This is a genomic window from Streptomyces sp. NPDC044002, assembly GCF_056434525.1.
Genome location: NZ_JBWKEZ010000004.1, coordinates 49108 through 64618 on the forward strand (window position 1 = coordinate 49108; position 15511 = coordinate 64618).

The 15511-nt window shown below is 76.7% G+C and carries 10 protein-coding genes; 2 read left to right on the forward strand and 8 right to left on the reverse strand.

Going from position 1 to position 15511, the window contains the following annotated elements:
- The first annotated feature begins 68 nt into the window (after positions 1-68).
- On the forward strand, positions 69-1061 hold the full coding sequence (locus tag AC07A6_RS04545; RefSeq protein WP_386272177.1) for an AfsA-related hotdog domain-containing protein: 993 nt from the start codon (positions 69-71) through the stop codon (positions 1059-1061).
- Between the two features lie 54 nt (positions 1062-1115).
- On the opposite strand, the gene AC07A6_RS04550 is transcribed toward AC07A6_RS04545, so the two are convergent.
- Genes AC07A6_RS04550 through AC07A6_RS04585 form a run of 8 tightly spaced genes read right to left on the reverse strand, consistent with a single transcriptional unit; the run spans position 1116 to position 12186 of the window.
- Entirely contained in the window at positions 1116-1964 is an 849-nt protein-coding gene (locus AC07A6_RS04550; RefSeq protein WP_362461352.1) for a 4'-phosphopantetheinyl transferase family protein, read from the reverse strand.
- Positions 1961-2242 carry an acyl carrier protein gene (locus tag AC07A6_RS04555; RefSeq protein WP_478776052.1) on the reverse strand — a complete coding sequence of 94 codons (282 nt, stop codon included), beginning with the start codon at positions 2240-2242 and terminating at the stop codon, positions 1961-1963. Before AC07A6_RS04555 ends, AC07A6_RS04550 begins: the two co-directional genes overlap by 4 nt.
- Entirely contained in the window at positions 2217-4208 is a 1992-nt protein-coding gene (locus AC07A6_RS04560) for an HAD-IIIC family phosphatase (protein WP_478776053.1), read from the reverse strand. Before AC07A6_RS04560 ends, AC07A6_RS04555 begins: the two co-directional genes overlap by 26 nt.
- Positions 4205-5245, reverse strand: coding sequence for a 3-oxoacyl-ACP synthase III family protein (locus tag AC07A6_RS04565; protein ID WP_478776054.1), 1041 nt, complete (start codon positions 5243-5245; stop codon positions 4205-4207). Before AC07A6_RS04565 ends, AC07A6_RS04560 begins: the two co-directional genes overlap by 4 nt.
- A gap of 5 nt (positions 5246-5250) precedes the next feature.
- Positions 5251-8253: a type I polyketide synthase gene (locus AC07A6_RS04570; protein ID WP_478776055.1), complete on the reverse strand. Its 3003-nt coding sequence runs from the start codon at positions 8251-8253 to the stop codon at positions 5251-5253.
- Positions 8250-8537: an acyl carrier protein gene (locus AC07A6_RS04575; protein ID WP_362461367.1), complete on the reverse strand. Its 288-nt coding sequence runs from the start codon at positions 8535-8537 to the stop codon at positions 8250-8252. Before AC07A6_RS04575 ends, AC07A6_RS04570 begins: the two co-directional genes overlap by 4 nt.
- 56 nt (positions 8538-8593) lie before the next feature.
- Positions 8594-10381 (reverse strand): acyl-CoA dehydrogenase, encoded by a 1788-nt coding sequence (locus AC07A6_RS04580; RefSeq protein WP_478776056.1) that lies wholly within the window; start codon positions 10379-10381, stop codon positions 8594-8596.
- Positions 10378-12186: a fatty acyl-AMP ligase gene (locus tag AC07A6_RS04585; RefSeq protein WP_386272183.1), complete on the reverse strand. Its 1809-nt coding sequence runs from the start codon at positions 12184-12186 to the stop codon at positions 10378-10380. Before AC07A6_RS04585 ends, AC07A6_RS04580 begins: the two co-directional genes overlap by 4 nt.
- Positions 12187-12434: 248 nt before the next feature.
- On the opposite strand from AC07A6_RS04585, the gene AC07A6_RS04590 reads away from it, so the two are divergent.
- Positions 12435-15506 carry an AfsR/SARP family transcriptional regulator gene (locus tag AC07A6_RS04590; RefSeq protein WP_478776057.1) on the forward strand — a complete coding sequence of 1024 codons (3072 nt, stop codon included), beginning with the start codon at positions 12435-12437 and terminating at the stop codon, positions 15504-15506.
- The last annotated feature ends 5 nt before the right edge of the window (positions 15507-15511 follow it).

Here is a 15511-nt window from a genome sequence, read left to right on the forward strand (position 1 = left end):
CCGCCGGACCCCCGGCAGCCTGGTCCCTGCGGCCCCGGCACCCGGCGGGGCCGGAGGGAGGGCCAGCCATGGACACCGCCGTCATCGCCGCGGGACCGACTGCCGCCAGGGCCGCCGCACGGCACCTGGTGCACCGTCCGCAGCCCTGGGAGCGGCACGGCGGTGCCGCCGCGCCGCCCGTGGCGGAGGAGTTCGTCCTGCTGGGCGACCTGACGTCCGGTCACCCGCTGTTCGACGACGGCCCGGCGCACTTCCACGACGTGGTGGCGGCGGCCGACATGCTCCGCGAGGTCGGCGAGTTCATCGGCCGCACCCACTTCCGCGTGCCCGGGAACCGCACGGGCATCTTCTACCGGGTGGGCATCGAGGTCGGCGACATCGGACCGTGGACCACCCGGCCCGGGGCCGCCCCCGCACGGCTGGCCACCACGATGAGCGTCCGCCCCGACAAGGTCATCGACGGGGTGCCGCGCGCGCTGGAGTTCCGCACCGCACTGGAGATCGACGACGTGCCCTGCGGCACGGGCACCGCCAACCTGGTCTTCCTCGCCCCGATGGTGCACCGCAGCCACCGCGAGCACAGCCGGCTGGCCGCGCTCTCCTCGGTGGCCGGACAGGACCGCCCGGACGCCGCCGGCGCCCCCGTCGACCCCGAGGAGGTGGGACGCCGCGATCCGGCCAACGTCCTGCTGCACGGCCCCTCCGGACCCCGCGACGGCCGGCTGTCCGTCGGGGTGTCCGTGCCCCCGCACTGGCTCGGCGAGAGCGCCGCGCGGGACGGGCACGTGCCCGCGCCGGCGCTGCTCGAATCCCTGCGCCAGACGTCCCTGCTGGCCGTGGGGCGCGGCCACTGCCTCGAACCCGGGCGCAGCGCCCTCGCCTCGCTCCAGGTCCACGTCCGCGGATACGCCGAGGCCGACCTGCCGCTGCGCTGCGCCGCGGTGACCGGCCGGCCGGGACGGGACGCCGCGGGCCGGCGCACGGCCCCCCTCACCCTGACCCTCACCCAGGCCGGCCGTACCGTCCTGGAGGCCACCACCGTGGTCGTCGAGGACCACTGAGAGGACCACTGAGAGGACCGCTGACGGGACCGGACCACCGCCGCCGGCGGGGCGTCAGCAGGCGGCGGCCCGCAGCGCCCGCCCCAGGGCCTCGGCGGCCTCCGAGTCGAGCATCGTGGTGATCTCGGTGTCCAGGGTCCGGCCCAGCCCCGCGTCGTACACGGCCGCGCTGACGCAGAACGCGACGCCGCCGACGTCGAGGCCGTACGTGCGGAAGGCCCACTCGGAGCCCGAGCCGGGAGTGCCGTCCGGCCGGTGCACGCGGGCCGGACGGTCGTCCGGCCCGAAGCCGAACTCGGTGAACCGGAACTGCATGCCCTGCCCGATGGCCTTGCTGTAGGCCTCCTTCAGGGTCCACAGCCGCACCAGCCGCGGATTGCGCTCGGCCGGGTCCAGCCCGGTGAGGTGCAGGCGCTCGGCCGGGGTGCAGATGTGCCGGTCCAGGCCCTTGCTGTAGATCTGGCGGTCCGCGAGCTCCGCGTCGACACCGACGAGCCCGCGCGTCGTCAGACCCACCAGCAGCAGGTCCCCGGTGTGGCTGAGGCTGATGTCGATCTGGTCGCAGCCGCGCAGGTACGGCCGCCCGGTGGGCCCGTAGGTGAGTTCGAGGTCCGCCGCGTCGGCGTGCAGGGCCGCCGCGGCCGCGTGTTTGAGGAGCCGGCGCGAGGCCGCGTACCGCTCCCGGATGTCCTCGTGCGCCATACCGCTGTAGCGGGCCCAGTCACGGCCCAGCACGGCGCGCAGCGCGGGCCCGTCGGGGTCCCGGGGGCGCCAGTCCGCGAGGGTGCCGTGCACCAGGGCCGTCCCGTGGGTGCGCAGGTCCGCGCGGACCGCCCCCCAGTCGGTGCCCTCGGCGCGCACCGCGATCGGCTCGCCCGGCGGCAGGGACGCCGCAGCGTTCACAGCGCACCGCCCGGGGACACGGGCCGGGCGCCGGAGGCGGCCAGGACCTCGGTGTGGATCTGCGCGATGCTGCGGGCCCGCAGCACGGCGGAGACGGGCACGCGGCTGCCCGTCTCCTGCTCGATCAGCATGACCAGCCGGAGCAGGTGCACGGAGTCCCAGGACGGCAGGGCGTCCAGGTCGGCGCGGGCCTGCTCCTCGGTCAGCTCCAGTCCGAGTTCGTCGCCGATCAGGGCGAGGAAGCCCGGAAGATCAGCGGGTGGTTCCGGCAGGCTCATCGTCGTCCCCTCCGAGGCGTGGATCGGTGGTCAGGTGGTCGGGTACGGGGGGCAGCTGCGCCAGGTCGTGGCGGTAGTGCAGCGAGCCGTCGGGGTCCCCGCCGGTCTCGGTGAAGCCCAGCGAGGGGTAGAAGCCGGCCGCCCTGCCGTTCTTGGCGGTCGGCCGGTGGCGGGCGTGCACGGCCGGCAGGCCGCGGGCCGCCGCGTGCGCCAGCAGGGTCGCGAGGACGGCCTGCTCGACCCCGCGCGCGAACACCCGGCAGCTGAGCCAGAAGCCGTCCAGGTGCAGCCCGTCGTCCGCGTACCGGCCGAGGACAGCGCCCGCCAGACCGCTGTCGCCGAACCGGTCGCCGACGTGCACCCCGAGCAGCAGGCCCGCCCGGTCGGCGGAGAGGGCGGCGACGCGGTCCGCGCCGAGCCGTTCGCCGGTGAGGTTGAACTGGTTGGTGCGCAGCGACAGCTGGACGATCCGGTCGCGCTCGTGCGGCTCCGGCGGCGCGATCCGGACGCGGACGCCCAGACCGCGCAGGTACTCCTCGTACGATCCGCTGCCGCGCTCCAGCTCCGTACGGGCGGCCGCCTCGTGGTAGCGGGCGGTCCGCGCGAGGTCGTCGCCGGTCAGCCGGGGGGTGTCGAACCAGCCGTCGGCCAGCAGCCGGGTGACGTGCAGGGCCGGTTCCGTGCCCAGCGGCACCACGGCGGCGGCGGGCAGCCGGGCCCGCACCAGGGCGCGCTCGGCGGGGGAGTCGTCGGCGAAGACCAGCGCGTCGGCGCCGATGCCGAGGGCGGCGGCGATGTCCCGCAGATTGCCGTCCTTGGGCTCCCAGTTGGCGTGGACGCGGACGAAGTCCCGCTCGCGCAGCACCATGTCCGGGTGGTCTCGGAGCACGCCGAGGACCGGAGCGGAATCGTTCTTGCTGCTGACCGCGAGCAGCACCCCCTGGGCGGCGAGCTGCCGCGCGGTCCGCTGAAGGGCCGCGTGCGGCTCCCCGGCCAGGGTGCCGGCGGCGGCCGTGATCCCCTCGGGGCCGTCGTCGCCGAGGATCCCCGCCCACAGGGTGCCGTCCAGGTCCAGGACCAGGCACTTGCGGGTCATGCCCCGGTGGGCGCGCAGCACGTGCACGGCCTCCCGGGCGTAGGCGGCGAGCAGCTGTTCGGTGTACGGGGCGTGCGTGTACAGGGCCAGGCGCGGGTCGGCGGCCGGGCCGCCGTCGGCGATCAGCGGCTCCAGGTCGACCACGGCCAGCGTCGGGTGCTCGGCGGCCAGCCGCAGCAGCCGGGCGTTGAACTCCCGCCACACCGCGGCGAGCAGGGCCCGCTCCCGCTGTCCGACCAGCTGCTGGAGCCGGATCCGGGGCAGCGGCAGGGTGTTCAGGACGAGCGGACCCGCGGGGTCCGCGGCGTGCGCGGCGGCGACCGCGCGCAGCCGCTCCAGCAGACCGGCGCAGCCGGCCTCCACGTCCTGCCAGGTCCACGGCTCCGGGAGCTCGTCGAAGACGGCGCCCGCGTCGAGCACGCACAGCGTCAGGTCGGGGCGCCGGCGGCTCAGTTCGCCGCCGTCGAGCAGGTCGCGCAGGTAGGCGCCGTGGTCCCCGGACAGCACCAGGGAGAGCAGCCCGTGCCGGGCCAGCTCGGCGACCAGCGGGTCGGTGAGCTGGACCAGGGTGGAGTGCCCGGTGACGGCCACCGTGACCCGGGGGGTGTCCGGGTGGCGGGCGAGGACCTCGGCGGCCGGGAGCGCGGCCAGGACCCGGCCGGCCCGCACCAGGTCGGTGCGGACGGCCTCGGGCTCCCGGTCCCCGTGGTCGGTCAGCTCGGCCAGCAGCGGGGCGACGCGGGGCCACTGCTCGGCGAGCCGGCCCGCCCGGTGCAGGGCGCGCAGCTCCCGCACCGGGTCGGGGGGCGCCGCGGGACCCGCGGGGGAGGCGGGGGTGGTGGAGGAGGCGGAGGTGGCGGGGACGGTCATCCGGCGCCCTCCGTCTCCGGGACCCGCTCCAGCGCCAGCCCGCCCTTGATCCACTTGCTGGACTCGACCACCACCGCCAGGGCCCGCTCGCCGTCGCCCAGCTCCCCGGCGAGCCGGTCGAGCTGGATCAGGGGCAGGGCGTTGCCGGTGTTCCCGGTGTCGGCGACGCAGGACACCTCGCGCAGCTCCGGTACGTCCAGGTGCTCGGTGATGCGGGCCGTCATCCGGCCCGAGAGCTGCGGGGGCAGGACGTAGTCGAGGTCCTCGCGGCACCAGCCGGAGGCGGTCAGCAGCTCCCAGAAGATCTCCGAGGCCATGGCGGGGACGCTCTCCTCGATGGCCTTGTAGTCCTCGAACAGCATCTGCCGTGCGGCGGTTTGGCGGGCCACGCCCTGCCAGTCGACGATCTGGCCGGGGGCGCGGCCCCGCCCGGTGAAACGGTGCAGCAGGCCGCGTACGGCGATGGCCTCGCCGACGGGCTCCGAGGCCACCACGGCCGCTCCCGCCCCGTCGCCGAACAGCACGTAGTTGACGAGCTCCTCGGTGGGCAGGCTGACCGCCTCGCGCCCCGGGTCGAGGAACCGGTCGGTGACGTCCCCGCCGACGACGAGCCCCGCACGGTGGCCGCCCGCGAGCAGCGCGCGGGCCACGTCCAGCGCCTGCACGGCGCCCGAGCAGCCCGCCTGCAGCTGGAAGGCGGGCAGGTGGCTGAGGCCCAGCCGGTCGGCCACCACCGTCGCGGTGGTGGGCAGCAGGGTGTCGGGCGTGGCGGTGGCCAGGATCAGGAAGTCGAGGTCGGCGGGGGCGAGGCCGGAGCCCGCCAGGGCGCGCCCGGCGGCCTCGGCGCACAGGTCGGCGAGGCTGTGGGTGAGGGTGCCGGTGCCCAGGTCCCAGCAGAAGTGGCGGCTGCGGGTGCCCACGAAGAGGTCGATCCACTCCTCGCTGATCCCGAACACCTTGCCCAGCGTGGTGTTGTCCACCGGGTCGCCGGGCAGGGCGGTGCCCGTGCCCACGACGTACAGGGCGGTCTCGGTCACTGGTGTCACGGTCGTACCCCCACACTGATCCACTCGCCGACGAAGTCGGCCAGGGTGCCCACCGAGCGCAGTGCGGGCAGGAGTTGCTGCACCGCGATGCCGCCGGCCTGCGGCAGCGAGGTCTCGATCCGGTCCTTGAGCTGCATGATCATTACAGAGTCGAAGCCGAGGTCCTCATAGAACCTGGAGTTCCGGTCGACCCGTTCGGGCGCGTACTCGCCCACCTCCACCACGGCCCCCACGACGGCGGCCAGCACCGGGTCGGCGGACCCGTCGCTTCCGCCGCTTCTGCCGCTTTCCGCCGGGGCCGGCACCGGTCCGGCGGCCGCCCCGGCCGGGCTCGCCGCCGGGGACGACGAGGCCGGGGACGAGGCCGGGGACGCGGCCGGACCCGGGGAGACCAGTGGGCGGGCCGCCCCGGCGTGCCAGAAGCGGTGCTCGGTCGAGAAGGCGTACGGGGGCAGCCGCTCGGTGGTCCGCCAGACGGGCTCGTACAGCTCGTCCCACTGCGGCTCCAGCCCGGAGCGGTACAGCGCGGCGACGGTCTCGGCCAGGTCGCGGGCCGTCGCGTCCCGGCCCGGCGACGGATGCAGCAGCCGGATCCCGTCGGCCAGCCCGGACCGCCCCGCCAGCTGGATCAGCTGCGGCGCCGGACCGATCTCCACGAGCGCGGTCGGGGCGGTCCGCGCCACCAGGTCGGCCAGCGCGTCCGCGAACAGCACCGGCCCGGCCGCCTGCCCGGCCCAGTAGGCGCCGTCCATCGGCTCGTCGGCCAGCAGCCGCCCGTACCGGGTGGAGGCGACGGGGATGCGCGGCGCGGCGGGCGCGATCCCCGCGGCGGCCGCGGCCAGCGGCTCCAGCACGGGATCCATCAGCGGCGAGTGGAAGGCGTGCGAGACGCCGACCGCACGGCAGTGCACACCCCGCCCGCGCAGCACCCCGGCGACCCGCTCCAGCTCCGCCAGCCCGCCCGACAGGATGGTGTTCCGCGGGCCGTTGACCGCCGCGAGGGACACCCCCGGCCCGGCGGTGAGGAACTCCTCGACCTCCTCCCGCCCCGCCCGCACCGACAGCATGCCGCCGCCCTCCGGCAGCGCGTCCATCAGCCGGGCCCGCTCCGCGACCAGCCGGGCCGCCTCCTCCAGGGTGAGCACCCCGGCGGCCACGGCCGCCGCGAACTCCCCGACGCTGTGCCCGAGCACCACGTGCGGCCCCGCCCCGAGGCCGGTCAGCGTGGCCGCGAGCGCGTGGCCGACGGCGAACAGGGCGGGCTGCGCCCAGCGGGTCCGGTGCAGGGCCGGATCCCCGCCGAGGAGCAGGTCGCGCACCGAACCGCCCAGGTGCGGGGCGAGCGCCGCGTCGGCCTCGTCCAGCCGGCGCCGGTACAGCGGCGACTGCCGGTACAGGGCGGCCGTCATCCCCGGCTCCTGGACCCCCTGGCCGGTGAAGAGGAACCCGATGACCGGCGGACGCCAGGCCCGGTCGGCGATCCCGGCCGCGAGCCGCCCGTCCTCGGCCGCCGCGCGCAGCGCCGCCGCCAGCTCGACCGTGTCGGTCGCGGTGAACGCCGCCCGGTAGGGCAGCCCGGTCTTGACCCGGTTGCTGGTCCAGCACAGCGCCGCGGCGTCCCCGCGCGGACGGGCGGCCACCGCCTCCGCCTGCGCTGCGAGGTTGCGGCGTAGCGCCTCGGGGGTGTCGGCCGACAGCGTGAACACCCCGGCCGGCGCGGCCGCCGCCCGGCGGCGTCCGCCGCGGGCCGTACGGGGCGCCGCGGCGAGCACCGCGTGCGCGTTCGTCCCGCCCATGCCGAAACTGCTCACGCCCGCCACGACCTCGCCGGCGGGCAGCCGCACCGGCGCCTTCAGCAGCGCCAGCCCCCGCTCGGCGAGCCGCAGCTGCGGGTTCTCCCGGTCCGCGTACCGGCTCGCGGGCACGATCCGGTGGTGCAGCGCGAGCGCCACCTTGATCAGCCCGGCGATGCCCGAAGCCCCCTCCGTGTGCCCCAGGTTGCCCTTGACGGAGCCGATCGCGCACGGCTCCTCGCGCGGCACGCCGTGGACCTCGCCCAGGGCCCCGCACTCGATGACGTCGCCGAGCGCCGTGCCCGTGCCGTGGGCCTCGACGAACCGCACCTGGCCGGGGGTGACCCCGGCCCGCCGGTACGCGGCCGCGACGACCTCCCGCTGCGAGTGCCGGTTCGGCGCGGTGACGCCGTTGCTGCGCCCGTCCTGGTTGACGGCGGTGCCCCGGATGACGGCGTAGACCCGCTGCCCGTCGGCGAGCGCGTCCTCCAGCCGCCGCAGCACCACCACCCCCACGCCGTCACTGCGCGCGATGCCGTTCGCGTCGGCGCTGAACGGCCGGCACCGGCCGTCCGGAGAGGCCAGCCCCATCTGCGCGTACACCAGCCCCAGCGCCGGCGTCAGCACCAGGTTGACCCCGCCGGCCAGCGCCGTCCCGCACTCCCCGGACAGCAGCGAGTTCACCGCCAGGTGCACGGCTACCAGCGAGGAGGAGCAGGCCGTGTCCACGGACAGGCTCGGCCCCTTCAGGTCGAGGTGGTACGAGATGCGGTTGGCGGCCATGCCGGCGCTGGACCCGGCACCCAGCTGCGGGGTCACCCGCCCGTAGTCGCCCAGGTGCAGCTGGCCCCACTCGCTGCCCATCATGCCGACGAACACCCCGGTGTCGCCGCCCGCCAGGGACCGCGGGGAGCGCCCCGAGTCCTCCAGGGCCCGCCACGCGCACTGGAGCAGCAGCCGCTGCTGCGGGTCCATCGCCGCGGCCTCGCGCGGCGACACGGTGAAGAAGTCGTTGTCGAACACGTCGGCGTCGTCGATGAAACCGCCGCGCACCGGAGTCTCGTACCCCGGCCCGAACCTGCGCGGGCCGGGCTGCTCACCGGTCGCGTCGCCGCCGCGCATCAGCAGGTCCCAGTAGGCGTCGGGGCCCGGCGCCCCCGGGAAGACGCAGTCCAGCCCGACCAGGGCGACGGAGGGGGAGCTCACCGGGAGACCTCCGCGGCCGGAACCGTCACGCCCCGCCCGCCGAGGTAGGCGACCAGCGCGACGACGGTCGGGTGGTCCCAGGCCAGCGACGGGTCCACGGCGATGCGGAACGTGTCCTCGATGTCCCCGCACAGGCTCAGCGCCCCCACCGAGTCCATGCCGTACTCGGCGAGCGGCACGGTGGGGTCGATGCTGTCCGGCAGCCGGTCGAGGTAGACGGCGAGGCGGTCGGTCAGCCAGTGGTGCAGCGGGGCCGCGCTGTGCGGCGACACGGACAGGGACATCCCTGGACTCCTTGCGTGCGGGCTAAGGGGGAAGCGGTGGTCGGGGCCGTCGCCCGTCAGCCGGGAAGCGGGGTGTTGTGCAGGTCGTAGCTGCGCCGGTCCCCGAAGCGGGCCAGCACCTCCTGGTGGACGCGCGCCAGGCACTCGGGGGGCAGCTCCACGGGCGCGGCGCCCAGCCTGGACGTGATGCGGTGCAGGGCGGCCGCCGCCCAGGCCGGATCGGCCAGGAACGGGTCGAGGCCGTGGCGGTTGTGGCGGCGGACGCCGAGCACGGCCGCGGCCGCCAGGACCAGCACGTAGCGGTCCGTCAGCGCGAACCAGGCCGGCCCCACCGGCGTCCCGCCGTCCAGCGGCGGCAGCGCGAGCACCCGCCGGCGCAGGTCCCGCAGCTCCTCGACGAGGTGCTCCGCCATCGTGCGCAGGGCCCGCTCCACCGGATCGCGGCCCGGCGGCTCCGCGACGGCGGCCAGCAGCGAGGCGCTGAGGCTGTCGCGGCCGCTGGCCAGCGCGAGCGCGTCGTAACGGAACGCAGGCAGGGGCGCGTCGGGCTGGAACAGCGCGGCCGGGGCCTCCTCCTCGGCGAACCAGGAGCGGCTCGCCAGCTGCTTCAGCTGCGGGATGACCGTCGCCTGGCAGGCGACGGTCCCCGCGTGGCCGAGGCTGATCACCGGCACGTCCCGGATGTGCTTCTGCAGCACGCCCACGGTGCCTTCCCGCGTGTACAGCTGCGAGCCAAGGACCGTCGACAGGTCGTACATCGTCTCGATCAGCACCCGCGGCAGCAGCAGCTTCACGGCCGCCGAGTACACGCTGGTCTCGGCCGGCAGCAGGTGCAGCGCCCGGGTGGCGACGACCGCCAGGCAGTCGTACAGCAGCAGGTTCACGAACGCGCCGGTCAGGGTGTTCGCGGTGTGCTGCGGGTCCACCGGCGCCGTGCCGGCCGCGCCGGGACCCCGCTGACGGTCCACCAGCACGGCCGTGCGCAGACTCGTGTCCACGGCGGCCACCGACAGGGAGGCCATCAGCGTGCGGCTCATCTGGAACGACTGCAGCGAGGTCGCGACGCCGCTGCCCGGCGCGCCCAGCAGGGCGTCTGCGGGCACGGGGCAGTCGTCGAAGCGCACGCCCGAGAAGAAGCAGGACCGCAGCCCCACCGCGGCCGGCCGCCGCTCGGTGCGGTAGCGGCCGGCGGGCAGGGTGCGCGGGTCCAGCAGCAGGGCGCTCTGCGTCCCGCCGGGGAAGTGGTCGCCGGTACGGCAGAACAGCACCAGGGCGTCGGCCCGGTGCAGGTTGTTGACCACCGGCTTCGCCCCGGTGAGCGACAGGCCGCCGCCGGGGAGCAGGTCCGCGGAGATCTGGTTGCGGACGAAGTCGTTGGTGTGCGCGGTCTCGTGCTGGGCGATGGCCGCCTTCGAACCGCCCAGCAGCAGGCCGCCCAGCCACGACCGCTGCTCCTCGCTGCCGCGCATCCACACGTCGGAGGCGGCCATGAAGGTGGTCATGCCGTAGCCCATGCCGAGGGACACGTCCCGGCGGAACACCGGACGCATCACCCGCAGCAGGCCCTCCGCGGAGTCGAAGCGGCCGCCGAGCTCGCGCGGGACGAACTCGCGGTGCATCCCGAAGTCGTCGAGCAGCCCCTCCGCCTCCGGCGACAGCGCGGCCGCCTGGTCGGAGGCGAGCAGCGCGCGGTGCCCGGCCGGGTTGCCGGGCTCCGCCGGGTCGCCGAGCAGGGCCTCCAGCGCGGCGGCCCGGACCCGGCCGCTCGTCGACTCCGGGGACGGCGCGGGCCGCCGCACCGGCGCCCGGGGGGCCGGTCCGGCGGCGACGGCGACGGCGCTCACCACGCCGTCTCCGCGGCGGCGGCGCGGGCGGAGGGCCGCAGCAGGTCGTTGCCGAGCAGCGTGTCGCGCGGACGGACCAGGGCCTGCACGGCCGGGTCGAGGACCTCGTACGCGCCGCTCACCTCACCCGCCAGGAACAGCTTGCGGATCAGGGTCCGCTGGATCTTCCCGCTGGTGGTGCGGCGCAGCGTGCCGGGCCGCACCAGGAGCACGTTGGCCGCGGGCACGTCGAAGTCCTGGCCGATGAGGATCTGGATGCGCCGGGCCAGGGCGCGCAGCGTCTCCCAGTCCGCGTTCTCGGGGCGCACCTCGTGCACGACGACGAGCTGCTCGCGGTCCGCGTCCACGGTGAACACGGCGCCCTGGCCGGCCCCGAGGGACGGCTCCGTCTCGCGCACCGCCCACTCCACGTCCTGCGGATAGATGTTGCGCCCGTTGAGGATGATCATCTCCTTGAGGCGGCCGGTGACGTACAGCTCGTCCCCGTCGACCACCCCGAGGTCACCGGTGCGCAGGAAGCCGCTGTCCCCGTCGTCCACCATCGCCTGGAAGGTCCGGGCGGTGTCGGTGGGACGGCGCCAGTAGCCCTGGGCGACGCTGTCGCCGCGCACCCAGATCTCCCCGACCCGGCCCTCCGGCACCTCGCCGCCGACCACCGGCTCCACGATCCGCACGTCGAAGCCGCGTACGGTGCCGCTCCCGACCAGGGTCCGCACCGGCTGCCCGGGCCGCGGCGGGCGCAGCTCGTCGTACTCCAGGCCGGCCGCGTCGACGGTCAGGGTGCGCGGGCCGCGGCCGGGCGCGCCGCCGGACACGACGAGCGTGGCCTCGGCGAGCCCGTAGGCCGGGAAGAGGCTCTCGCGCCGGAAACCGGCCGCGGCGAAGCGCTCGGCGAAGGCCTCCAGGGTCTGGTGGCGCACCGGCTCCGCGCCGTTGATCGCCAGCCGCCAGCCGCTCAGGTCCAGGCCGGCGAGCTGCTCGTCCGTGATCCGGCGCAGGCACAGGTCGAAGCAGAAGTTGGGGCCGCCGCCGATCGTCACCCCGTACTCGCCGATCGAACGCAGCCAGCGCACCGGCCGCTTGACGAAGGCGGTGGGGGACATCTGCACCGACGAGGTGCCCAGCCACAGCGGGTGCAGCAGATGGCAGATGAGCCCCATGTCGTGGTAGTGCGGCAGCCAGCTGCCGAACACGTCCCGGTCGGTGGACCCCAGGACCTCGCGCATGGCCTCCATGTTGGCGAGGAGGTTGCGGTGACTGACCATCACACCGCGCGGCCGGGACGTCGAACCCGAGGTGTACTGGAGGAACGCCAGGTCCTCCGGACCGGTGCGGGGCGGCTGCCAGGCGTCGGCGTCCAGCCCCTCCTCCACGTCCGTGGCCAGGCACACCGTCTCGCCCCGGCCCGCCATGGCGAGCCACAGCGACACGTCGGGGGCGTTGGCCGAGTCCGTCAGCACCAGCTGCGCGCCGGTGTCGCGGATGATCCCCGACACGCGCTGCAGCCGCTCGCCCCGGTCACCGGGGAGCGGGGCGGGAACGGCGACGGCGCCCGCGTACAGGCAGCCGGCGAACGCCTTCAGGAAGCCGGGGCCCGGCGGGTACAGCAGCAGCACCGGCTGCCGCAGGGCGCCGTGCTCGCGCAGCCGCACCGCGATGGCCCGGGCCGCCCGGTCCAGCTCCCCGTACGTGAGGTGCTCGGCGGCGGCGCCCGGGGCGTCACCGAGGAACACGTGAGCGTCGCGCCCGCCGAGCGCCGCGGCCCGGCCGCGGAGCACATCGGTGAACGTAGCGAATCCAGACAACGTCAGCCCCCTTCTGGCGCACCCGGGGCAACTGCCGAACGCCCGGCGCCCCTGCCGCCAACGCCTCGGCATGCTCCACGGAGCGCCTAAAGCATGGCTTGCGGGTCCCGGCCAGGGTGCGCGGCACCGGATCAGGGGTCCGGCTGTCCGAAGCCGGGGGTGCGCCCGGCCCTAGGGTGACGAGGGCCGGGCAGCTGGGGGAGTCTGCCGCCACCCGTGCCACCGGAGTGCCGAGGAACGGGGGCTGCATGCGATTTCGGGTGTTGGGGCCACTGGAAGTGGACGCGGCCGGCCCGGACGCGCAGCGCGTCACGCCCCGCGCGGCGAAGATCCGCGTGGTGCTCGCGACGCTGCTGGTCCGGCCCAACGAGATCGTGTCCGTGGGCAGCCTCATCGACGAACTGTGGGGCGAGGACCCGCCGCGCACCGCGACGACCACGCTCCAGGTCTACATCTCGCAGCTGCGCAAGCTCCTGCACGCCGCCGACCCCGAAACGGGCCGCGACTGCCTGGTCACCCGGCCGCCCGGCTACCTCATGCGGCTGGACCCGGACCGGCTGGACCTGACCGCCTTCGAGGACCTGCACGCCCGCGGCCGCGCCGCCATGGCCCGCCAGGACGCCGGGGCCGCCGCCGACCTCCAGACCCGCGCGCTCGCGCTGTGGCGCGGCCCCCTGCTGTCCGACACCCCCCACGGGGCACTCCTCGACAGCACCGCGATCCGCCTCGGCGAACTGCGCACGGCCGCACTGGAGCAGCGCATCCGGGCCGACCTGCAACTGGGCCGCCACCACGAACTCGTCGGCGAACTCCGGGCGCTGGCCACCGAGCTGCCGATGCGCGAGGAGTTCCACGCCCACCTGATGGTGGCGCTCTACCGCACCGGCCGGCAGGCCGACGCGCTGGAGGCCTTCGCCCGGCTGCGGCGCACCCTCGTCGACGAACTGGCGATCGAGCCGGGGCCGCCCCTGCAGCAGCTCCACGGCCGCATCCTCGACGGGGACACCGCACTGCTGCGCCCCTCGGGCGCCGCCCCGCACCGGGCGCGTTCCGCGCCGCCCGCGGGCGGACCCGGCACGGCGGGCCCCGCCGAGGGGCCCGGCGGACCGGCCGCCGGACGTCCCGGCGGGCAGACCGGCGCGCCGTCGGCGGGGCAGGCCGCAGGGCCGTACGACCCCTTCGCGGGGCCGTACGCGGAGCCGGCCGCGGGAGAGACCGCCGGGCCCTTCGCGGGGCCGGCCGCGGGGGAGGCCGCGGGGCCGTACGCCGGGCCCTTCGCGGGGTCGGCCGCGGGAGAGGCCGCCGGGCCGTACGCCGGGGAATCGGCGGGGCCCGCCGGGCCGTCCGCAGGGTCCTTCGCCGGGCCGGCCGCAGGGCAGACCGCCGGGCCGTCCGCAGGGTCCTTCGCCGGGCCGACCGCAGGACAGGCCGCCGGGCCGTCCGCAGGGTCCTTCGCCGGGCCGACCGCAGGACAGGCCGCCGGGCCGTACGCAGGGCCGGCTGCGGGACAGGCCGGCGGCCCCTTCGCCGGGTCGTACGCCGGGTTCGCGGCGCCGTTCGCGGGGCCGGGCCCCGTGCTGCCGCCGCCGGCCGCCGGGCCGGTCGGTGAACTCCCGCCGTCCGACCCGCTGTTCACCGGCCGCGACGAGGAGCTGGCCGCGCTGCGCACGCTCCTGCGGGACGTCCCCGCGGGCGGCTGCGTCGCGCTCACCGGCCCCGCCGGCGTGGGCAAGACCGCCCTCGCCCTGGCCGCCGCGCACCACGCCGACGACCTCTTCCCCGACGGCCGGGTGTTCCTCACCCTGCGCGACGACACCGGCGCACCCCTCGGCCCCGCCGCCGCCCTCACCCGGCTGCTGCTCCGCTGCGGGGTCCGCGGGCCGCTGCCCGACGACCTCGACGGGCTGCGCCGCACCCTGGACCGGCTCACCCCGGGCCGCCGGATGCTGTTCGTGCTCGACGACGCGGCCGACGCGGAGCAGGCCCGCCCCCTGCTGCCCGCGACCCCCGGCAGCACCGCGCTGCTGACCTGCCGCCCGACCCCGGCGCTCCCGGTCACCCGGACGCACCTGCTGGACGTCCTCGCCCCGGCCCAGGCCCGCCGGCTGCTGCTGGCCGCCTCGGGCCGCGACGGCGAGGACGACGGGCCCGACGGGGCCTGCGCCGCCGTCGTCGACGCCTGCGGCCGGCTGCCGTCGGCCGTACGGGCCCTCGCGGGCCGGCTGGCCGCCCGCCCGCACTGGAGCGTGGCCTCCCTGGCCGCCCGGCTGTCCGGCGAACACGCCCGGCTCGCCGAACTCCGCTCCGCGCAGCCCGGCCTGGACGCCGCCCTGCGCGCCGGGTACGAGGAGGCCGGCGCACCGCTCAAGCGCGCCTTCCGGCTGCTCGGGCTGCTGCCCGCCGGCCCCTTCCCCACCGCCGACGCGGCAGCCCTGTTCGGCACCCCCGAACCGGCCGCCGAAGCCCTGCTGGAGAGCCTCGTGGAAGCCCGCCTGCTGCGGGCCGAACCCCGCGGCGCCTACCGCCTGCACGTGCTGTGGCGGCTGCTGGCCGGCGAGCTCCTCACCGCCGAGGAGCCCCCCGGCGAGGCGGCCCGGGCCGTGGCCCGGCTCGCCGACGCCCTGGCCGCCGAGGCGCGGGAGGCCGACGGACTGCCGCACGCCGCCGAGTGGTTCGCGGACCGCCGCACCGCACTGGCCTCGGCCCTGGGCCGGGCCCACGCGGCCGGACTGTGGGCCCGTACCGTGCGCCTCGCCGACGTCCTCACCGCCCCCCTGGAGGCCCACGCGGCCTGGGACGACTGGGAGCGCGCGCACACCCTGGCCCTCGACGCGGCCGAACGCTCCGGCGACCTCGGCGCCCAGTCCCGGCTGCTGTGCTCGCTCGGCGACCTGGCCTGGCAGCGCCGCCGCACCGACGCGGCCCGCGGGCTCTACCGGCGGGCCCTGCGGGCCGCCGACGGCGCCGACGCCCGGCCCGAACGCGACCGCGCCCTGACGGGCCTGGCCGAACTGAGCCTGGACGCCTCGGCCGTCACGGAGGCGGCCCGGCTGATCGGCCGGGTCCTCGACGCGGAACCCGCCGACCCCCGCGACCACTACGAGGCCCGCCGGGTCCGGGCCCTGCTCGCGCTGGAGACCGAGGGCCCCGCCGCCGCGGAGCCGCACTTCGAGCGCTGCCTGGCCCTGGCGGCCCGGCTCGGCGACCGGCGGCGCGAGGCGTACGCGGTCCGCTGGCTGCGCCACGTGCGCGGCGGCCTCCCGCTGCCGGACTGGACGGAGACCCGGCCCGGGGTGTGGCGGCTGCGCGCCGCCGCCTGAACCGC

Excerpts from the sequence above, each read along its gene's own strand:
- AC07A6_RS04545 (WP_386272177.1), top strand. The coding sequence starts at position 69 with ATGGACACCGCCGTCATCGCCGCGGGACCGACTGCCGCCAGGGCCGCC.
- AC07A6_RS04555 (WP_478776052.1), bottom strand. The coding sequence starts at position 2,242 with ATGAGCCTGCCGGAACCACCCGCTGATCTTCCGGGCTTCCTCGCCCTG.
- AC07A6_RS04560 (WP_478776053.1), bottom strand. The coding sequence starts at position 4,208 with ATGACCGTCCCCGCCACCTCCGCCTCCTCCACCACCCCCGCCTCCCCC.
- AC07A6_RS04575 (WP_362461367.1), bottom strand. The coding sequence starts at position 8,537 with ATGTCCCTGTCCGTGTCGCCGCACAGCGCGGCCCCGCTGCACCACTGG.
- AC07A6_RS04590 (WP_478776057.1), top strand. The coding sequence starts at position 12,435 with ATGCGATTTCGGGTGTTGGGGCCACTGGAAGTGGACGCGGCCGGCCCG.